General features: G+C 37.6%; 23 protein-coding genes. 10 read left to right on the top strand and 13 right to left on the bottom strand.

Annotated features, from left to right (window positions below; genetic code table 11):
* Positions 1-12: 12 nt before the first annotated feature.
* Complete coding sequence (locus tag BKP57_RS22055; RefSeq protein WP_156875310.1) at positions 13-183, bottom strand: hypothetical protein; 171 nt, start codon at positions 181-183, stop codon at positions 13-15.
* 196 nt (positions 184-379) lie between these two features.
* On the opposite strand from BKP57_RS22055, the gene BKP57_RS09480 reads away from it, so the two are divergent.
* The 5 genes from BKP57_RS09480 to BKP57_RS09495 all read left to right on the top strand — a co-directional run bounded on the left by BKP57_RS09480 (position 380) and on the right by BKP57_RS09495 (position 5,567).
* The gene (locus BKP57_RS09480) at positions 380-1,120 is read left to right on the top strand and encodes an SIS domain-containing protein (protein ID WP_050350786.1); all 741 of its coding nucleotides are present in this window, start codon (positions 380-382) and stop codon (positions 1,118-1,120) included.
* Positions 1,121-1,202: 82 nt separating this feature from the next.
* Positions 1,203-1,913 (top strand): GntR family transcriptional regulator, encoded by a 711-nt coding sequence (locus BKP57_RS09485; protein ID WP_072741414.1) that lies wholly within the window; start codon positions 1,203-1,205, stop codon positions 1,911-1,913.
* A gap of 270 nt (positions 1,914-2,183) precedes the next feature.
* Positions 2,184-3,536: a glycosyltransferase gene (locus tag BKP57_RS09490; protein WP_050350784.1), complete on the top strand. Its 1,353-nt coding sequence runs from the start codon at positions 2,184-2,186 to the stop codon at positions 3,534-3,536.
* Positions 3,514-3,798, top strand: a complete 285-nt coding sequence (locus BKP57_RS22060; protein ID WP_139325361.1) for a hypothetical protein — start codon at positions 3,514-3,516, stop codon at positions 3,796-3,798. Before BKP57_RS09490 ends, BKP57_RS22060 begins: the two co-directional genes overlap by 23 nt.
* A gap of 401 nt (positions 3,799-4,199) precedes the next feature.
* The gene (locus BKP57_RS09495; protein WP_050350783.1) at positions 4,200-5,567 is read left to right on the top strand and encodes a sodium/glutamate symporter; all 1,368 of its coding nucleotides are present in this window, start codon (positions 4,200-4,202) and stop codon (positions 5,565-5,567) included.
* A 25-nt stretch (positions 5,568-5,592) separates the two neighbouring features.
* Here the strand turns inward: BKP57_RS09495 and BKP57_RS09500 are convergent, their stop codons facing one another.
* From BKP57_RS09500 to BKP57_RS09515, 4 genes are all read right to left on the bottom strand, one after another.
* The gene (locus BKP57_RS09500) at positions 5,593-5,961 is read right to left on the bottom strand and encodes a hypothetical protein (RefSeq protein WP_050350782.1); all 369 of its coding nucleotides are present in this window, start codon (positions 5,959-5,961) and stop codon (positions 5,593-5,595) included.
* A 22-nt stretch (positions 5,962-5,983) separates the two neighbouring features.
* Complete coding sequence (locus BKP57_RS09505) at positions 5,984-6,502, bottom strand: acyl-CoA thioesterase (protein WP_050350781.1); 519 nt, start codon at positions 6,500-6,502, stop codon at positions 5,984-5,986.
* A gap of 447 nt (positions 6,503-6,949) precedes the next feature.
* A complete protein-coding gene (locus BKP57_RS09510) occupies positions 6,950-7,834 on the bottom strand; it encodes a LysR family transcriptional regulator (protein ID WP_072741415.1) in 885 nt (294 codons plus the stop codon).
* Between the two features lie 251 nt (positions 7,835-8,085).
* The gene (locus tag BKP57_RS09515; protein ID WP_072741416.1) at positions 8,086-8,367 is read right to left on the bottom strand and encodes a hypothetical protein; all 282 of its coding nucleotides are present in this window, start codon (positions 8,365-8,367) and stop codon (positions 8,086-8,088) included.
* A 361-nt stretch (positions 8,368-8,728) separates the two neighbouring features.
* On the opposite strand from BKP57_RS09515, the gene BKP57_RS09520 reads away from it, so the two are divergent.
* The 5 genes from BKP57_RS09520 (at position 8,729) to BKP57_RS09540 (ending at position 12,579) form a co-directional block, all read left to right on the top strand.
* A complete protein-coding gene (locus tag BKP57_RS09520; protein ID WP_050350778.1) occupies positions 8,729-9,376 on the top strand; it encodes a hypothetical protein in 648 nt (215 codons plus the stop codon).
* Positions 9,373-10,116, top strand: a complete 744-nt coding sequence (locus tag BKP57_RS09525) for a cytochrome c biogenesis CcdA family protein (RefSeq protein ID WP_050350777.1) — start codon at positions 9,373-9,375, stop codon at positions 10,114-10,116. Before BKP57_RS09520 ends, BKP57_RS09525 begins: the two co-directional genes overlap by 4 nt.
* Positions 10,117-10,129: 13 nt before the next feature.
* Positions 10,130-10,729, top strand: a complete 600-nt coding sequence (locus BKP57_RS09530) for a peroxiredoxin family protein (protein ID WP_072741417.1) — start codon at positions 10,130-10,132, stop codon at positions 10,727-10,729.
* Positions 10,730-10,820: 91 nt separating this feature from the next.
* Positions 10,821-11,510 carry a response regulator transcription factor gene (locus BKP57_RS09535; RefSeq protein WP_050350775.1) on the top strand — a complete coding sequence of 230 codons (690 nt, stop codon included), beginning with the start codon at positions 10,821-10,823 and terminating at the stop codon, positions 11,508-11,510.
* A gap of 199 nt (positions 11,511-11,709) precedes the next feature.
* Positions 11,710-12,579, top strand: coding sequence for a sensor histidine kinase (locus BKP57_RS09540; RefSeq protein WP_406927031.1), 870 nt, complete (start codon positions 11,710-11,712; stop codon positions 12,577-12,579).
* Positions 12,580-12,888: 309 nt separating this feature from the next.
* Here BKP57_RS09540 and BKP57_RS09545 read toward each other — a convergent pair whose 3' ends face one another.
* Genes BKP57_RS09545 through BKP57_RS09580 form a run of 8 tightly spaced genes read right to left on the bottom strand, consistent with a single transcriptional unit; the run spans position 12,889 to position 19,426 of the window.
* The gene (locus tag BKP57_RS09545; RefSeq protein WP_072741418.1) at positions 12,889-13,080 is read right to left on the bottom strand and encodes a 4-oxalocrotonate tautomerase; all 192 of its coding nucleotides are present in this window, start codon (positions 13,078-13,080) and stop codon (positions 12,889-12,891) included.
* A 34-nt stretch (positions 13,081-13,114) separates the two neighbouring features.
* Complete coding sequence (locus BKP57_RS09550; RefSeq protein WP_072741419.1) at positions 13,115-13,906, bottom strand: 2-keto-4-pentenoate hydratase; 792 nt, start codon at positions 13,904-13,906, stop codon at positions 13,115-13,117.
* 24 nt (positions 13,907-13,930) lie between these two features.
* Complete coding sequence (dmpG, locus tag BKP57_RS09555) at positions 13,931-14,953, bottom strand: 4-hydroxy-2-oxovalerate aldolase (RefSeq protein WP_072741420.1); 1,023 nt, start codon at positions 14,951-14,953, stop codon at positions 13,931-13,933.
* A gap of 17 nt (positions 14,954-14,970) precedes the next feature.
* Complete coding sequence (locus BKP57_RS09560; RefSeq protein WP_072741421.1) at positions 14,971-15,855, bottom strand: acetaldehyde dehydrogenase (acetylating); 885 nt, start codon at positions 15,853-15,855, stop codon at positions 14,971-14,973.
* 14 nt (positions 15,856-15,869) lie between these two features.
* On the bottom strand, positions 15,870-16,661 hold the full coding sequence (locus BKP57_RS09565; RefSeq protein WP_072741422.1) for a 2-keto-4-pentenoate hydratase: 792 nt from the start codon (positions 16,659-16,661) through the stop codon (positions 15,870-15,872).
* Positions 16,662-16,671: 10 nt separating this feature from the next.
* Positions 16,672-18,123, bottom strand: coding sequence for an aldehyde dehydrogenase (locus BKP57_RS09570; RefSeq protein ID WP_156875311.1), 1,452 nt, complete (start codon positions 18,121-18,123; stop codon positions 16,672-16,674).
* Between the two features lie 43 nt (positions 18,124-18,166).
* The gene (locus BKP57_RS09575) at positions 18,167-18,400 is read right to left on the bottom strand and encodes a ferredoxin family protein (RefSeq protein WP_072741424.1); all 234 of its coding nucleotides are present in this window, start codon (positions 18,398-18,400) and stop codon (positions 18,167-18,169) included.
* 21 nt (positions 18,401-18,421) lie between these two features.
* Positions 18,422-19,426 (bottom strand): amidohydrolase family protein, encoded by a 1,005-nt coding sequence (locus BKP57_RS09580; protein ID WP_232231372.1) that lies wholly within the window; start codon positions 19,424-19,426, stop codon positions 18,422-18,424.
* Positions 19,427-19,456: the final 30 nt, after the last annotated feature.

Here is a 19,456-nt window from a genome sequence, read left to right on the forward strand (position 1 = left end):
TTCTAGCTCGCGTTAACTAATAAATAAACCAATGTTTTCAGAATGCCCTTTCCCATTTTCCAAAAGCATTCTTTTGAAAGGCAATTGAAGAGCTTTAAATCCTTTTAGATCAAGGATTTGAAGCTCTTTTTTATTATAGCTTTGTTTTTTCTTCCATAACCAGCTGTATTTTACTTCATACACATCACAGCCATTGTCAATAAAGTCAATGGCAAGCCTTACAGCACCTTATGTACGATATAACACACTATTGGACTCTATTAAAAATGTACACTCTTTATGTTGCGATTAACCAAGTTTATTTAAAACGCATGATTAACTTGACATGTATTTACTACCTGTTATAACATGTAGATATAACAATGAAGGAGGACTATAAATGAACACAAAAAAAGAAATCGTCCGTTATCTTAATTATTTAACAGACACATGGAAAGCTGTAGAAGAAAATGAGGTTGATAATATAGAACAAGCAGCAGACCTCATCTTCCAAAGTTGTAAAAATGGAGGCCGATTTTATGTGTTTGGCTCAGGTCATTCCCATATGGTAGCTGAGGAAATATACATTCGAGCTGGCGGATTAGCGTATGTAAAAGGTATGCTGCCTCCGGAATTAATGTTACATGAGATGCCGAATAAAAGTACGTATTTAGAAAGACTGGATGGATACGCAAAAAGTATGTTGAACTTATACAAAGTGGATGACAAAGATACATTAATGGTTGTCTCAAATTCTGGCAGAAATAATGTTCCTGTAGAAATGTGTTTAGAAGCAAAAAAAATAAACGCCAATGTAATTGCTCTAACGTCCATGGATCATTCGACAAATGTCTCTTCCAGACATTCTTCAAATAAAAAAATGTACGAGATTGCAGATGTAACCATCGATAATCACGCTCCTAAAGGTGATGCAGCATACATGATGGATGGAATTGATACAGGATTAGGACCAACCTCTGATTTCACAAGCATTGGGATTGCTCAAGCAATCATTATAGGAGTTATTTACAAGTTGAAAGAAGCTGGTTTAGATGTACCTGTTTTTAAAAGCTCAAACTTAGATGGTGCCGATAAATATAATGACAAATTATTTGATAAATACTATGGATATTGGAAATAGCCTCAAATACTGCGTTTTACTAAGCTGATACTTATGCATGGTATAATGAAGCTATTAGATTATTGTAAAGGACTGCAATTATATGGAAGCCAATTTAGCTAAATATCAAATAGTAAAACAGTATATTTTAGATCAAATTGAAAAAAGAATTTACCAGCCCCATCAGTTAATTGAATCTGAATTAGAATTAGCTGAAAAGCTTCATGTTTCTAGAATAACAGTGAGAAAAGCATTGGAAGAATTAGTAAATGATAAAGTGCTATCTAAGAAAAAAGGGGTAGGAACATTTGTAAACCCTCTCCCAAAGTATTTAGGATTTAAGCCAGGAATAGGCTTTACTTCTGAAGCAAAGAATAGAGGGTTAACACCTTCAACTAAGTTATTGCGACTTGCTAAAGTAGCTGCTGAAGAAGAGCAAGCTGTGGATATGCAAATTAATGTAGGTGATCCGTTATGGCTTGTTGAACGAATTCGCTATGCGAATAATGTAGCAGTGTCTTACGAATTAGAGTACTTTGATTACCACTTAGTTGAAGAGTTAACAGAAGACATTTGTAGGCATTCCATTTATGAACACCTAAAAGAAAAAGGAATTGAATACGAATATGTCGATCAAAGGATTTCAGCTATAATGGCTGATGAGTCATCCTCTAAACATTTAAACATTCCGATTGGTTCACCACTTATAGACATAAAAAATATTGCGTATCTAAAAAATGGAAAACCCTTTAATCTTGGCTTCGCATTGTACCAAACAAATTCATTTCATCTAATGCATACCGTATACCGCTAATAGAGTGAATCTACAATCAGTGGGGATTTTCATTCATCCCCCACTGATTGTTAGTACCGTAATGGTATGACCTAAAGGCCTCTTACGAAATAGAATTTAGGTTCTGCTCCCACTTAGAGTTGTTGCAGGGAGATTATCCAGCTCCTGAAGTGGGAGTCATACAGCAACTTATATACAGGATAAATAAAAGAACGAAAGCTAACTTTTACGTCACTTAACTGTCTTCTTAAGTCCTTGGCTTTCAACCATTATTCCAAAGGAGAGCTTCATATGAAAGTGATACTGCTATGTAGTGATTATCAGGAAAAATTATTTCCTTACGATAAAGAATGGCAACCTGCTTGTTTAGAGGTTTTAAATGTTTCTAACATTACTCTTCAAGTTGATTTTCTTATCGAAAATGGCATAAAACCCAATGAGATACATGTATTATTAGGGCATAAATCAAAGCAAGTAACCCATCTTTTATGGAAATATTCAGGGATTCAACTGAGTAGTAATTTTCAAGATTTTCGAAGCTTCTTAGCTGAAAACTATGCAAACTTAGATGAAAAAACGTTAATTATAAGATCAGACTATGTATTCGTTAGAGAAGATCTTAAAAAGATATTGCATCATGATTCTGAAGATTCTATATTATTAATAGAGAAGAAAGAAAGTACGGAAGCCATCTGCGCCAAAGTAGAAAATGATGAAATCAAATATTTTTTAGGACATCCAAGAGATCATTATGTAACTCATCAAGTAGCAGGAGTTTATAGTTTAAGTAAAGAGGCATTACAATATATCATGCATAGTTCAAATGGCTTTGAAAAAAGAATTTCTGGATCGATGATTCCTAATTCGTTTTACATGGAAAACGGATTGAATCAGTATATAGATGACGGATCGCAAATAACAGGTATTGTTGCCGATAAAGAAGTTTTCCAAATGAAGTTTCCTTGGGACATATTAAATGCTAACATCTATCATTTGGATTTAATGATGAGTCAACTGACAGAAAATGATATTAGTTCAAGTGCGAAAATAGATAAAACAGCTTCTATCAATGGATTTATAAAAGTTGGCGATAATTCTTATCTAGGAAAGAATGTGGTCGTAAATGGGAATCTCATCATAGGCAATAATGTAGTGATAGATAATGGAGCCATTTTAAATGGAAACATACTCATAGGGGACAATTCTTATGTGAAGGACTACGCGAAAATTGAAGGACCAACTGTCATTGGCAAAGAGAATAAATTTGGACATAATGCAGAGTTTAAAGGGGTTTCTATGAGAGGTGTTTCCGCTGTTCATTATAGCGAAATGTTTGGTGTAATCGGACGATATGTAGACATTGCAGCAGCGTGTGTATCTGGTATTTTAAGGTTTAATGATACAAGACAGCCACACAAGATTACAGGTCGTATTTACACGCAGGAGAATTCAAATGCTATTTTTATAGGAGATTATACTCGGACAGGCATTAACAACGTTTTCTTTCCAGGTGTCAAAATTGGCAGTAATTCAGCTTTATACCCTGGGCTAAATATTGAAAAGGATGTCGCTCATGAAACCTTAGTAATAAAGAAACAAGAAATTATTGAAAACAGCTGGGGTGCAAAAAAATACGGCTGGTAGAATGCACCATTATAAATCCAATCCACTTCATACGTTGCATCGTTTTTCTTATCCTAAAAAGCGAATCGTCAATCCGTGGGGTTTTTTCATCCCTCACGGATGGTTATTGTCACAGTATGGCCTAAAGATCTCTACACAAATCGGACATGGAGGTGCTGTTACCTCCCACTTAGAACTTACTGCAGGGATTTTTGAGGCGGGAGCCTTACAGCACCTTATATGTGGGGTTAAAGCATTAATTTTATGCTTTCTTATACGATAAACCCTAGATGTTTTATGCCTTGTATGAAATAAATCTCTTTAAGTTAAAACTTTATTTTTATGATAAAAGGAGACCTCTCCATGCGAGCCATGATGGTTGCTTAGAGTGTAAAAAACGCCAACACGCACAAATACTTTCTGGGTGGCGTTTTTTACTATATATTTAAGCCTAGTTCTCGACAGCTTCACAAAGAGTAATTTACAAAGATCGATTCTATTGTCAAATTTTCACCATTATTAGCAAAATTACGTCATTATATGAAACCGTTCACAACAAGTAGAAATATGATATAATGAATTTTCTGCCCTGTTCTAAAGCCACGCATACAAGCACGTCACCACACATTTCGCAACAATCACAGACCATTATTTCACAAAAGATGTAGATAAGGGGGAACTTTATTGGAAACATTCACAATTTGGTCATTAATGATCGATTTTAGTATTATTTCTGGGTTACTTTTGGTAGGAACCATTTTACGAGCGAAAGTGAAATGGATTCAAGCCTTATTCTTACCTGCCAGTATGTTAGCAGGATTTATTGGACTTGCTTTTGGACCAAGCGGGTGGAATCTGCTGCCTTTTTCGAAACAACTCGGCGCCTATCCTAGTCTGTTAATTGCAGTGATTTTTGCTGCCATTCCAATCGGGGCAGCAAAGGTACATTTATCAGAAGTGTTTCAACGCGTTCGAAATATGTTCTCCTATTCCGTGATCCTCATCTTATCGATGTGGGGAGCAGGAGCATTATTCGGAATACTCTTTTTAAGCCCATTATTTTCTGACTTGCCTAGCGGATTTGGTTTAATATTAGGAGCGGGCTTCGTCGGTGGTCACGGGACAGCAGCAGCAGTGGGGGAAGGCTTCGCTCATGCTGGCTGGAAAGAGGCAGAGGATCTTGCCATGACCTCAGCTACAGTTGGTATTCTAGTTGCTGTAATAGGGGGATTGTTTCTCGTCAAGCGCAGTACAGAAAAAGGAAAAACCAAATTTATCACCAGCTTTAAAGATCTTCCAAGTGAATTACAATCGGGGCTAATCCCAAAGCATAAGCGTTCCTATATGGGAGTCGAAACCGTTTCTCCCAATTCCATCGATCCGTTGGTGCTTCATGTAGCTGTTATAGCGTTTGTCATTGGAGTAGCTTATTGGATTACGAACTTACTATCTGATTTAATTCCAGCAGTATCTTTTCCATTATTCAGTATTGCTTTTGTCGTCGGTCTTTTATTTCAATCGCTTAGCCGCAAAGTAAAAGCAGATGATTATATTGATCAACGAGTCATGGAGCGAATCGGCGGAACAGCTACTGATTTCCTCGTAGCTATTGGTATAGCATCCATTAATCTTAATGTCGTTATGGATTATGCTCTACCACTTATTATTCTGTTTGCATTCGGGATCTTGTGGGCATATATTTTATTCCGTTTTGTTGGTCCCAATATATTTAAAGATTTTTGGTTAGAAAAATCTATTTTTGGCTGGGGATGGAGCACAGGTACTGTTGCCATGGGACTTGCTCTTTTGCGCATTGTTGATCCTGAGCTCAAAAGTAAAACTCCGGAGGATTATGCACTGGCTTATATCGGTGTCGCGCCGGCTGAAATCGCCGTTATCACCTTTACTCCAATTCTGTTTGCCGCCGGGCTCACGTGGGTCATTCCGCTTGTTCTTTTACTCGGCACCGCCATCATTATCGGAATTTACAAATATACAGGTTGGTGGGGAGCTAGAAAAAACAATATCGATGAATATAATATGCCGAGCTAACCAAGCTCGGCATGTATGTTTTTATTTATACAACGGCTGGACCGACGAGCGATATTGGTTTTTTACCAAGAATCAATTCGCATAATTTTCCATAGCCGATTTGTTTATATGCACTTAAGAGTGCCTTAATATCTTTTGCTTTTGGATCTGCTTTTAGTTTGCCCACCTCCCGATTATATACAGTTAGGATATAATCATCGTTCACCTGCGGACGATACTTGCTCGAGTCTTCCCCCATAATTAAACAGCCCATATATTGAAAGTTAAATTGAAGCTGTCTCGTCAAATGAATAATCCGTTGAAATTGTCGATATTCTTCTGGTTTAGTTGCTTTAAATGCAGCAATTGCCCGTTTTGCATCTATTAACTCCTGGTAACTAGATGTAATAATCATTGCAAACCTCTCCTTTTTCCCCTTATTCATCCCAAGGTTTTTTAATTGAAAGCTTGGCAACTAAATCCTTATTTTGTTGTCGTTTCAATCTACGGATTTTAGCTCTTTCTTCTCCAGTCTCATAAAGAAATTTCTCTTCTTCAGATTCTGGAATTACTTTTGGAACTTCGATCGGCTTTTTATTTTCATCCAGAGCAACAAAAGTTAAAAAGGCTGTTGCTGCTATTCGGCGTTCAGCTGTAATCATATCTTCGGCAATAACTTTACAGAAGATTTCCATGGAGCTTTTTCCTGTATAAGCTACAAAGGATTCAATACAAACAGAATCACTTTGCCGTATTGGCGAGTTGAAATTAACCGAATCAGTAGATGCGGTGACGCATTCTTTCACTCTTGCATGTCTCCTCGCTGACAAGGTGGCACATGCATCCAGCTTTTTCATTAACACTCCGCCGAATAAGGTGTGGTAATTGTTTAAATCGTTAATTAATACTTGATCATTTTGAATGATCCGCGTATCTTTACTTCTTTTTGCATGCATTGTATCACCTTATCTATCCCGTTTATCTTTTTTCTCTTTCTTATCCATTATAATTCCCGGACACAGCGGACGTAAAATGCCGTTTTTAAATGCCCTCCATAACGAAACGTTATGTAAGGGCTTTATTGGAGCAAAATACACTATTTTCTTGCCACAAAGAAAACGGAAGGGAATGAAATAAAGTCCTTAAACTCCTTTTTCATCGAAACTTAAAAGAAGCTTAATTTCATTGTAAAAGTATACATTTTCTTCGAAGCACACGGCAAATTTGCCAAGTTTTCATAAGAATTACTCGAAGTTCACAAAGGACAACGTAAAAAGAGGCCTTTTCATTTTCCTTGATTTTGTACGGGGTGTGGGGAAATAGAGTTGTCTATAAATACCACAAAAAAGCTTGCTAAAACCAAGAGAGTTCTTTGCAAGCTGCCTTCCCATGTAGAGAATCCTTTATTGGTGTTGTAATTTTTCTTCTGCAAACCGGATAAATTCCTTCATCACATAAGACAGATGCGAATCCTGTTTCCAAATTAAAGCTAGCTTCCACTCAATGGTCGCGTTTGCAATAGCAACAGCTGTCACTTCCCGGGTTAACTCCTGACATGTGCTATCTGGAAGGAAAGTAATCCCAATATTTGAAGCAACCATTTCTTCAATGAAATCAAGCTGGGACGTTTCCAAAATGATCTTTGGCTTAAATCCCGCATCTTCGCATGCCTTGACAATACTTTCACGTAATGAAAAATCTTGATTAAACATAATAAATGCCTCGTTCTCCAGGTTATTTAGCGTGATACTTTTTCGCTGCGCGAAGCGATGACTTACCGGAACAATCAGCTTTAATCCTTCATGTATAAAAACATGAGAAGCAAAACCTTCCTGTGTCGTCGGTAAAACGACAACTCCAAAGTCCAGTTCTTCTTGATGAACTTTTTCTTCAATTCTTTTAGAGCCATCCTCTTCTAGCTGAAAAGTTATCTCTGGGTATTTATGATGAAAGGAAGCAATCAATTGCGAAAAGAAAAATGCGTTCGTAATCGATGGAAGACCTATTCGCATATGCCCCTTTTTCAATTGCTGAAATTGGTCCAAATCTGCTAACAGCATCTGATATTGCTCTTCTATGTTTTTTGCATGCTGATAGACAACCTGACCTTCCTCTGTTAACACGAGCTTCTTCCTGGAACGAATAAACAATGTAAACCCAAGCTCGTCTTCAAGTGATTTAATAATCCGACTAATCGCAGGCTGCGTAATATATAATCGATTGGCAGCCTGTGTAAAGCTCCCCGTTTCCGTTACTTCGATAAAGTACTGTATATGTTTGATCTCCACTTTTCTGCCCCGCTCCCCTAATAATGGTTGCTAAGATTAAGGAGGTTTTAATATCTGCTCTTTATAAGTAACTCCTTTTGCTCATGCATTTCTCCCAACTATTTCACTTGCTGTAAACCTCATCCCATCAAGCTATTGATCTTTGTATTCCTTTATAAACACGTTTTAAGCCATAAAGAAAAAAGAAATTTCATATATCTGATGGCTCAGTTTCTCCCCATTGCCAGCTGTTTGTAAACATGTCAGCCAGTTTATTTAAAATACTCCCGAAAGGTTTGAATAAATTCTTCTGGAGAAGACTCTACTGTATACGTGTATAAGCCTTGTAATGAGTGTAAATATAAAATGCCCCCTTGATTAGAAATTTCCCGATATGAAAAATCCAACACATCTTCTATATGGAATTCACGTCGGTGCGTAATCACCTTATTGGAATATAAATATAACATCCGTTCCTGCTTGATATCCTCTTGCTGCAAACTCGTTACTACTCTTTCCATTTTGAAGTACGGCTGTTTTGCAATTAGACTCACCAAATCAGTCTCCCTTCAGAATAGTATATCGTCTTCGGACATGCATTGAATTTCATAGAACGTACTTCCCTATACATTTCCTCAAAACACCGTCTCCCCTTCTGTTAAATTCAGCTCCGAAAGTATTAAGCTATACGATAACTAATATAATAGTAACATAATTCATTCTTTTTCATCTTTGTAACGCATTATTGCTTCATTTGCTATGATAGTTTTACTATTTATTGTTTCATGGATACAAAATAATGAAACTTTATGCCTTAGCTCGTTTCAGTTAAACATTTTTTATGCTCTTTCATCAAATTTTCACATTCCTTTTTTATACTATGATTAGATTCGTTTGAAATTTGGAGGAGAGCCTATGCCATCAACCACCGTTTTAATGACGATTGCGATCAATGTGATCAGCTTTGTCGTTGGCTTCTTAGCCTATTATCTAACCAGTAATCTTTCGAGCACGGCTAAAAGAAAAAATTTAGAGCTCATGATCTCCTATTTAATAAATTTGGTCTTATTTATTTGGGTTGCTAAAGTCGTTTTGCAATTACCATTATTTCTTTCCGATCCTATTGCCGTTTTAGCTTACCCGAGTGATGCCCAAGCTTTTTACCTAGCTCTTATCTTATTAGCGATACAAATAAGATATCAAGTAAAAAAGAATGGGCTACAAATCCAAAACCTGCTTGTAAATTACATTCCCGTGTTGATCGTAGCCTCATTCACCTATCATTTTATGGATATCGTATGGCATGATAATCCATTGGCATGGGGTAACTTTGTGCTTATGATACTCTTACTGCTTCTGTTTCTATTATTGAGAGAGCGTATACAAGATCATATACTTTTAATAAGTCTAACCATTAGTTGGATGAGCGGAAAACTTATACTCAGCTACTTGTTGCCATTTACAACGATTTTCAGATATATGATCCATCCACTTTTCTTAATTACGGTTGGCATGATTAGTTTGATTATATTCATATTTAAAAGAAAGAGGGTGTCTTCGTGACAGCAGCAACAGATTTAACGATATGGTTAGCGTTAGGTGCAGGGATGTTATCTTTCCTTTCCCCTTGTACCTTACCCATTTTTCCGGCTTATTTATCTTACATAACCGGAATGAGTGTAAAAGAACTAGAAACAAATAACCATGTAAAAATCAGAAGTAAGCTACTTATTCATGCGATTTTCTTTTTGCTTGGGGTATCACTAATCTTCATTAGCCTTGGTATTGGTGTTTCCTTTTTAGGACAATGGATTCAAGGTCTCTTGGCTGGGGAATCCGGAGATTTCATTCAGCGAATTGCCGGTATTTTTATTATTGTGATGGGATTATTCGTCGGTGGCTGGTTAAAAATCACTTCATTTATGAAAGAGAAACGCTTTCGCTTTACCACAAAACCAGTCGGCTATTTAGGAACTGTTTTTGTCGGAATGGGATTTGCAGCAGGATGGACACCCTGTATTGGACCTATTTTCGCTTCCATTTTAGTAGTTGCGGCAGCTAACCCGACACAAGGCGCCTGGTACACTATATTTTATGTGATCGGCTTTGCACTTCCTTTTCTCATACTTACTTTCTTTCTCGGCTCTACAAGATGGATCGTCAAATATAGTGGGATTATTATGAAGGTAGGCGGCGTCGTTATGATTATCATGGGGATTTTTTTATTCGCTGGTCTTATGCCACGGATATCGGCATTTTTATTAAATCTTGTTCAAGATACATGGTTAACAAACTTAGGTTAGGAGGAAATGGTTCATGAAAAAAGCAATTCTGATTATTATTATCATCGGAATGTTCTCTTGGGCGTTGTACGATTTTGTGTTTTCATCCAATAAAACAGCACAAGAAGCAGATGCGCCTCCTGCTGGAAATCAAATCACATCCCAAGAAAACCAAACGAGTGAAGTAGAAAAAACAGGAGATTCCAGTGAAGTTGGTTTAGAAGTCGGTAATCTCGCTCCCGATTTCAAATTACCTACGTTAGACGGGGAGCTCATCCAGCTATCTGAATTACGCGGCGAACGAGTAATGGTTAACTTCTGGGCTACGTGGTGCCCTCCGTGCCGAGCAGAAATGCCAGATATGCAAAAATTCCATGAAAATAAAGATATAAATATTTTAGCTGTTAACTTAACTGAAACAGAAGGCGACTTAATGAACATCCAAAATTTCGTCAGTGAATACGAGCTTACTTTCCCGATCTTAAAAGATGAGAACACTGAAGTAGCAAATAGGTACCAAATTCAGCCGATTCCGTCGACTTTCATGATTGACAGTAACGGCATCATCCAGTACAAAGCCTTTGGCGCTATGAATTATGACTTAATGGTACAGGAATTTGAAAAAATGGAATAACAAATTCTCGTATAAGAGTCATATGAAAAGATACAGCTTTCCGGTATCACATTCCCCTTCAACTGCGGTACACTAGTGTTGAGGTGAGATCATGAAACAAACAATTATGGTCGTTGAAGATGATAAAATGATACGCAACCTGGTGCGTATTTATTTAGAAAAAAATGGATACGAAGTGGTCGAAGCAGCCGATGGAGAGGAAGCAAAATCCGTATTTTTAAAACATCTTCCGTGTCTGATCATCCTTGATTTAATGCTCCCAAGGTTAAGCGGAGAAGCGTTCTGCCATTGGGTGAAACAACAGGAAAACGGCGAAGTTTCTATTATCATGCTCTCTGCTAAGACAAGCATTGAAGATAAAATAGCTGGACTAAAAATTGGAGCAGATGATTATATGACAAAGCCGTTCGATCCAAATGAACTCGTAGCACATGTGGAGGCTGTTTTGCGGCGAACTGGTCATTTCTGTCAGAAGATTGTCCGGGATGGCCTTTGTATAAAACCACGAAAAGGGGAAGTCTTGCTCCATAATAAGCCCATTCAGCTTACAAAATTTGAATTTAATCTGCTTTATCTGTTCATGCAACATCCGAATATCGTTTTATCGCGAGAGCAACTTGTAACAGAGCTCTACCCTCATTCGGAAAGCATGGTTATGGATCGAACGATTGATGCCCATATAAAGAAATTGCGGGAAAAAATTGAAGAAGCACCTGCTAAGCCAAAACGAATTCAAACTGTTCGTGGAATGGGGTATAAATTTGTCCAAACTACAACCTAAACGAATGAACGTGACACCTGTCAGTTTTCTGTGGAGATTAACGTTTTTACACTTTTTTGTAATCAGTGTCGCTTTATGGATAAGCGGTTGGGCCATGTATAATACTGCTTGCTTTTTGGCGGCCGGTGTCGGGAACCTGGATGAACTTAGACAGCAGCAATTTAACCAAACGCTATTAAATTATGTTTGGCTCTTTGTCATGATCGCCATCGTTGTTGCCTCGATTTTATATTTTTATTTATCGAAACGACTACTAAATCCAATTCGGGAGTTAATGGAAGCAACGCAATTGCTAAAAAATGGAGAATATCCCGACCTTATCCCTGTTTCCAGAAATGATGAAATTGGTCAGCTTGTACAGCAATATAACCAATTGATTGCCCAGCTCAATCGTAATGAGGTAGATCGAAAAAAACTCGTTTCCGATATTTCACATGAGTTTCGTACACCACTGTCCAATCTTAACGGGTACCTGTCTGCATTGAAATCAGGTGATATTCAAGGTGATCAGGAGTTATTTGTAGCACTTTATCAAGAATCACAACGACTCACTTCGATGCTCCATCAGTTTGATCAACTAAAGCAATGGGACTACACCACTTCAAACTCATATAACCATAAAGAAATACAGGCGGTAAAACCACTTCTGGAGCAGTGCGTTTCTATGTTCCGCTGGACGCTAAAGCAAGCAGGTATCCAATTGGAATTACAAGTGGAAACAGCAGATGTATATGTCCACACAGAAGGAATACAACAAGTCATAAGTAACCTCTTAGACAATGCGATTCAATACTATAAGGGAAAAGGACCTATTCGCATTACGGGACAAAAACAAAATAACGGCTATTATATTGGTGTTTCCGGACCTAGTGAACCAATACCAGACCGAGAAAAAGAAAGGATTTTCCAACGGTTTTATCGTCTTGAGTCATCCCGCAGTAGAGATACAGGCGGAGCTGGATTAGGACTTGCTATTACGAAGGAGATCATAGACCAACATGGTGGGAGTATTCAGGTGGAAACAACAGCAATAGAAAATACCTTTTGGGTCTGGTTACCTTGTCAGTAGCTGCACTTCCATTTTCTTTCTATCCATCGAGTTTAACCCATGGTCTTAGAGTTGGGATATACTTTACCCTTCATAAAGAAAACTTCTATCAGTAGGGCCGTTCTTCATACCCTACTGACAGAAGTAGATGAACGCTATATTTTCAATCGTCCTTGTAAAATCAAATGAATCGATCATATTTTCTTCTCCTGCCGACTTAAATCGAAAGCGTACTGTTACCGCTCACTAAGAAATTTTCAATTTCTTTATCATTCCTCCAGAAATGAAGTCTTATGGGCACCCTATATTCAAGATAGAGAATATAAAATTTTATCTTCCCATTTTTTTTGCAGTCGTACCTCCTATTCCCCAATGGCTCTTAGGTATTTCATGAACTAGCACTCTAATGTTTTCCTTTGGTGCTGTTAATGACTTACTTACCATATCTGTTACGTTATTTATTAAAGCTTCTATTTTTTCTGGTGAACGACCTTCCATTATTTGAATGGTTATAATTGGCATTTTGCAACTCCCCCTCTATCTTTTAAACTCGCTTCTAGGAGGGATAAACAAAAAATGATACATCACCTAATCCTCCATATTTAGCTTGAACAGCATCCCCTGGGGAAAGTGGCACTGCTGCTGTCATACCACCTGTTAAAATCGGCTGATTTGCTCTAACTTTCTCCCCCTTTTTAGCTAGCATATTCGCCAACCTTGCAACAGAATTAGCAGGGTGACCTAAAACTGCTGCACCAGCCCCAAATGATTTTATTTTCCCATTAATGGACAAGGTGACACCGATAACATCTAATTCTAGTTCCACAGGCTTACGCAAGCAGGTGCCAAACACTACTCCCGCAGCTGATGTATTATCCGCAATCACATCTGGTAAAGTAAAGTTAAACTTTTCATACCTACTATCGATGATTTCCAAAGCAGGGAAAACAAACGCAGTTGATAGTAAAACATCTAATGTTGTGACGCCTGGTCCTTCTAAATCCCTTTCTAATATAAAGCCAATTTCTGGTTCTATCTTTGGATGAATATAGTCTGATAGAGAAATGGACTGCCCCGCTTCTATAACCATATCGTCAAACACATAGCCATAAATAGGATCAGTAACATTCATTTGCTTCATTTTAGCTTCGCTAGTAATCCCCATTTTTGGACCAATAATCTTAGCGCCTTCCTTTACTTTTCGTTTAATCCATTCCTCCTGAACAAGATAACCTTCTTCTATCGTTAGTTCTGGATATATATCAGCAGTTATTTTGGTTATTTCACGTTTTTCTTTTTCTGCGTTATACACATAGCTTACGAGTTCATTTAATTTCCTGTTATCCATATTATCTCTCCTCAAATAGCCACATCATTTTGCTATTTCTTTTGTCTTAGAAAGTTCTGCAGCAACATCAATAATCATGTCTTCCTGACCACCAACAATCCCCCGTTTACCAAGTTCAATAAGTATATCTCGAGAATCAACCGAAAATTTACTAGCAGCTCGACTCGCATGTAATAAAAAACTCGAATAAACTCCAGCATAGCCTAGTGTTAGACTATCTCGATTAATTTCCTGTGGTTTTGACAAAATTGGAGCTATTTTTTCCTCTGCAGTGTCCATCATCTTATATAGATCAACACCTGTTGAAATACCTAACCGATCAAGAACTGCAATTAAAACTTCGGTTTGTGTATTGCCGGCTCCAGCTCCTAGACAACGAACACTTCCGTCTATTCGCGTTGCCCCTTCATCAATAGCCGCAAGTGTATTCCCCATTGCAAGCGATAAATTGTTATGTCCATGAAAACCAATTTCGATGTTTAATGACTGCCTTAAAGCTTTAATTCTTTCTCGTACTTGATGCGGAAGCAACGCCCCCGCAGAATCAACTACGTAAACCATATCTGCACCATAGCTTTCCATTAATCTGGCTTGTTCTATTAACTTATCTACTGGAGCCATATGACTCATCATTAAAAATCCCGCTGTTTCCAAACCTAAGTCCTTTGCTGTTTCAATATGCTGTTTGGAAACATCTGCTTCAGTCACATGGGTAGCAACTCGTGCCATTTTAATTCCTAAATTGGTTGCTATTTTTAAATCAGTAATTGTTCCTATTCCAGGTAATAATAATACAGTTATTTTCGAAAAATCTGTTACTGAAACAGCAGCTTCAATTAATTTCAATTCATCTGTTCTAGACAATCCATATTGTAAAGATGAACCTCCAAGACCATCCCCATGACTTACTTCAATATATGGAACGCGAGCCTCATTTAATGAACTAGCAATGGTTTTCACTTGATTTACTGTATATTGGTGGCTAATGGCATGGCTCCCATCACGTAAGGCAACTTCAGTAATATGTACATCCACTTTTCTGAACATTTTTTCACCTCTTGAGTTTAGTTTTTAACTTTACGTAAACGCTCTTCAGCAAATTCCTCAGCTACTTTTTTGGCAGCAGATGTCATAATATCTAGATTACCTGCATAAGTTGGTAAATAGTGCCCTGCTCCTTCAACTTGAAGAAATACAGTGATTTGCTTCTCCTCAATAAGCGGATCTGTTCGTAGCGTATACCCCGGGACATAAGTTTGAACCTGTTTCACTGCAGCTCTAACAACTTCAACTATCCTATCTCGATTTACTACCTTATCTTTAACAATGACATGAACAGTGTCTCGCATTATGATTGGTGGCTCTGCAGGATTAAGAATAATAATCGCTTTTCCTTTTTCTGCTCCACCAACTTGCTCAATAGCCCTAGAAGTTGTCTCTGTAAACTCATCAATATTTGCTCTTGTTCCTGGTCCAGCACTTTGACTTGAGATGGTAGCAACGATCTCCCCATATGCTACATTTGTAACTCTATTAATAGCATGTATAATCGGTATAGTAGCCTGCCCCCCACAGGTAATTAGATTCACATTTTCCTGATCTAAGTTGTCGTTTAAATTAACAGCTGGTATAACAAAAGGACCAATAGCGGCTGGCGTTAAGTCCACCATTTTCTTCCCTAGCTGTCTAGCTATTTTGGCATTATAGCGATGCGCATGAGCACTTGTTGCATCAAAAATGATATCTACATAATCTGGGTGCTCTATTAACCCATCTATGCCATTATCAAAAACATGTAACCCTAATTTCCTAGCATACTTCATACCACGTGAAGACGGATCAACTCCCATCATCGTAGTTAAATTTAACACTTTAGATTCACGTAATTTCACCATTAAGTCTGTTCCAATATTTCCAGAACCAATGATCCCAACTTTTAATGTTTCCATGCCCATTCCCCTTCCTATTCCTTAAAGGTAACATGCACTTCTCCGAGCCCGGTAAATTTCGCGTGAAAAAGATCCCCTGGTGCTGCATCAACAGCAGCTGATAATGCACCTGAAAGAATGATTTCGCCAGCTCGCAAACTTATACCATAACTAGATAACTTATTTGCAAGCCATGCAACACATTTTGCTGGATCTCCTAAAGCAGCAGCACCAACTCCTGTATTTATTAGTTCACCATTTTTATAAAGGGCCATTTCTATTTGTTTCAAGTTTATACCTTCTGTTGTCTTGAATTTTTCCCCAAGAACATATAATCCAGACGAAGCATTATCTGCTACTGTATCCTCTAACCTTATCTTCCAATCTTTGATTCTACTATCAACAATTTCAAGCGCTGGAGCAACTGTATCTGTTGCCTGAAGAACATCGCTCACTGTTATATTTGGACCCGTTAAATCATTTTTCAAGATGAATGCAACCTCTCCTTCAACCTTTGGCTGTAAAAGATGTGTAAAGGTAACTTCCTCTCCATTTTTATATTCCATACTATTTAATAAGTGACCATAATCTGGTTCATTAACACCTAACATTTCTTGCATGGCTTTAGATGTTAGCCCAATTTTTTTACCAGTAATACGTTGTCCACTATTTACTTTCTGATTGATGGTATATAGCTGAACATCATACGCTTCATCTATGGTTATATCAGGAGACAGCCCTGTAATAGGCTGAACTCCTTTTCTGCCCTCCCATGCACTAGTCAAATGTTTTGCAAGCTTTTTAACTTTAATCTGGTTATCTATCATCGTACTCCTCCTACAGCTTAAGTGTGATATTTGTTAATTCTGAATAGAAGTCAAAGCTATGAATCCCTCCTTCTCGACCAATCCCACTATGCTTCATTCCTCCAAAAGGCGTACGTAAATCACGGAGAAACCAAGTGTTTACCCACACTGTTCCAGCTTCAATTTGTGCGGATAAGTTTGTAGCCCGTTTGATATCTCTTGTCCATAGACTTGCACTCAATCCGTAATGTGTATCATTAACTTGCTTTAATACTTCTTTTTCCGTGTCGAATGGAATCACCGTTACGACCGGACCAAAAATCTCTTCACGAACACATCTTGATTCAGCACCCAAACCAGTAATAATAGTAGGTTCAACGAAAAAACCTTGTTCAAACCTCTCAGCGGCCTTTCCACCTGTAAGGAAATGCCCACCTTCTTCTCTAGCAATCGATAAATAGCTTAATACCTTATAATAATGCTCTTTACTAACCAAGGCTCCAACCTTTGTATCCGGTTCAAAAGGATCGCCTACTTTTAATTCTTTTGTTTTTTCTGTAAATTTATCAAGGAATTCATTGTATACATTTCGTTCTACATAAATTCTTGATCCACAAAGACACACTTCTCCTTGATTTATAAAACTAGAACGCAAAGTAGTTTCAATTACATCATCAAGATCGGCATCGCCAAAAATTATATTTGGATTCTTTCCTCCCAATTCAAAGGACAATTTCTTTAATGTAGGAGCAGCTGCTTCCATAATTGCACTTCCTGTAATTGTTTCACCTGTAAAAGCAATAGCATCTACATCTCTATGAGCACTTATGGCGGCACCTGTTTCTCCAAACCCGTGAACCATATTGACAACTCCATCTGGCACCCCTGCCTCTGTGCAAATTTCTGCTAAAACAGTTGCTGTCATTGGAGTTACTTCTGATGGTTTCATTACAACAGTATTACCAGCTGCTAGTGCTGGTGCTAATTTCCAAGTCATGAGAAATAAAGGCAGATTCCATGGATTAATTAACCCTACAACACCAACAGGGCGCCGCACTGCATAGTGAATGGCAATATCATCCTGTTGATAAGCCTCTGTCCCTAATGTTGTCATATAATCTGCAAAAAAATAAAAATTATAAGCAGCTCGCTCAATGTCAACATTTTTTGATAACCAGATTGGTTTACCTGTATCAAGGGTTTCTAACGTTGCTAGATGTTCTTTTCGTTCTAAAATTAAATCTCCAATCTTGCGAATCATTGCCGATCGTTCTCTTAGTGGAATAGTTGACCATTTTCCCTTCATTGCCATTCGAGCAGCATCTACTGCCAGGTTTACTTCCTCCTGCCCTCCTAATGCAACTCTACCTAACACTTCTTCTGTCGCCGGATTTATATTCTCAAATGTTTTGCCATTACCATTGATATAGGAACCATTAATATAATGAAAACAGTCAAATGGCTTTATTTTGATTTTGGTCACTTTAGTACCTCCTTGTGTTTCTATAAAATATAATCATTCTAACTTACAAGAAAAAGTGCTCTGCTTTTTCAAGCTGTTTTTCCTGTTCATCAGTCAAATCGTGTTCATCCACAATAGCATTAACTGGACAAGCAGCCACACAAGCGCCACAATCAATACAAGTATTTGGGTCGATAAAGTATTGATCTGTTCCTTCTTCGATACAATCTACTGGACAAATAGTTACACATTCTCCTGATTTCTCCGTTTCGCAAATATCTAATATGACATAAGCCACTTCGTTCACCTCTTTATAGATTTACACATCAAAATTTAAAAATCGCAGCGCATTTTTCCCCTTTAATTTCATTCTCTCTTGGTCATTTAACTTTATTAACTTATTAATTACATCTCCTGCTGGCGATTCTCTTAATAAAAAGGGATAATCTGTACCAACAATAATTTGATCTATTCCTATACGATTAATCATGAGCTGTAAATTCGTTTCATCGTAAACAAGTGAATCATAATATAATAGCTTCGCATATTCACTAGGTGGTTGTTCTGTCTTTCTTATTTGCGGCCAAACGTTCCAGCCTTTATCCAATCTAGGTAATAAATAAGGTAGGGATCCGCCCCCATGTGCAAAGCACAGTTTTAGATCATTAAACTGATCAAGCATTCCACTCATTATAATACTTCCAGCTGCTAACGAAGTCTCTGATGGCATACCCAGAGTATACATAAAATGATGCTGTTGCATTCGCTCTTTCCCCAAAGTTGCCCAAGGGTGTACAAATAGAGGCACTTTCCAATCATTTGCATAACGAAAGAAAGGTTTTAATGATAGGTCATCTAAATTTTTGCCATTAATATTCGTTCCAATTTGCAATCCGCTAAGTCCCAGTTGATTCATACTTCTTTCCATTTCGTTGATCGCCAAATGAACATCTTGTAACGGAACAGTACCTAAACCAAGAAACCTATTTGGATACTCCTTCACAATTGAAGCTATAAAATTATTTTGAAATTTTGCCATCTCTAAACCTTTTTCAGGATCAGACCAATAGCTAAGGGTAACAGGTATTGGAGACAGTACTTGTATATCAATTCCTTCACGATCCATATCTTGTAATCGTTGTTTTATATCCCAAGATTGACTTGTAACTTCACGAAATTTGCTACCATTTATCATGATATTTGCACCACAGCTACATGTTTTTTGTATAACAGGCCAACGTGGGTCACCATATTTATTTGCCAGATCCAAAAATTCTTCTGAAATAATATGTGTATGAAAATCTACATGTATATGATTCTTCAATGATTTCTCTCCTACTATTTGATTTAAAAT

The sequence above is a fragment of the Virgibacillus sp. 6R genome (assembly GCF_001895305.1).
In the GTDB taxonomy this organism is placed as follows: Bacteria; Bacillota; Bacilli; order Bacillales; family Amphibacillaceae; genus Virgibacillus; species Virgibacillus pantothenticus.

Excerpts from the sequence above, each read along its gene's own strand:
- BKP57_RS09480 (WP_050350786.1), top strand. The coding sequence starts at position 380 with ATGAACACAAAAAAAGAAATCGTCCGTTATCTTAATTATTTAACAGAC.
- BKP57_RS09485 (WP_072741414.1), top strand. The coding sequence starts at position 1,203 with ATGGAAGCCAATTTAGCTAAATATCAAATAGTAAAACAGTATATTTTA.
- BKP57_RS09490 (WP_050350784.1), top strand. The coding sequence starts at position 2,184 with ATGAAAGTGATACTGCTATGTAGTGATTATCAGGAAAAATTATTTCCT.
- BKP57_RS09500 (WP_050350782.1), bottom strand. The coding sequence starts at position 5,961 with ATGATTATTACATCTAGTTACCAGGAGTTAATAGATGCAAAACGGGCA.
- BKP57_RS09505 (WP_050350781.1), bottom strand. The coding sequence starts at position 6,502 with ATGCATGCAAAAAGAAGTAAAGATACGCGGATCATTCAAAATGATCAA.
- BKP57_RS09520 (WP_050350778.1), top strand. The coding sequence starts at position 8,729 with ATGCCATCAACCACCGTTTTAATGACGATTGCGATCAATGTGATCAGC.
- BKP57_RS09530 (WP_072741417.1), top strand. The coding sequence starts at position 10,130 with ATGAAAAAAGCAATTCTGATTATTATTATCATCGGAATGTTCTCTTGG.
- BKP57_RS09535 (WP_050350775.1), top strand. The coding sequence starts at position 10,821 with ATGAAACAAACAATTATGGTCGTTGAAGATGATAAAATGATACGCAAC.
- BKP57_RS09540 (WP_406927031.1), top strand. The coding sequence starts at position 11,710 with ATGATCGCCATCGTTGTTGCCTCGATTTTATATTTTTATTTATCGAAA.
- BKP57_RS09545 (WP_072741418.1), bottom strand. The coding sequence starts at position 13,080 with ATGCCAATTATAACCATTCAAATAATGGAAGGTCGTTCACCAGAAAAA.
- BKP57_RS09550 (WP_072741419.1), bottom strand. The coding sequence starts at position 13,906 with ATGGATAACAGGAAATTAAATGAACTCGTAAGCTATGTGTATAACGCA.
- dmpG (WP_072741420.1), bottom strand. The coding sequence starts at position 14,953 with ATGTTCAGAAAAGTGGATGTACATATTACTGAAGTTGCCTTACGTGAT.
- BKP57_RS09560 (WP_072741421.1), bottom strand. The coding sequence starts at position 15,855 with ATGGAAACATTAAAAGTTGGGATCATTGGTTCTGGAAATATTGGAACA.
- BKP57_RS09565 (WP_072741422.1), bottom strand. The coding sequence starts at position 16,661 with ATGATAGATAACCAGATTAAAGTTAAAAAGCTTGCAAAACATTTGACT.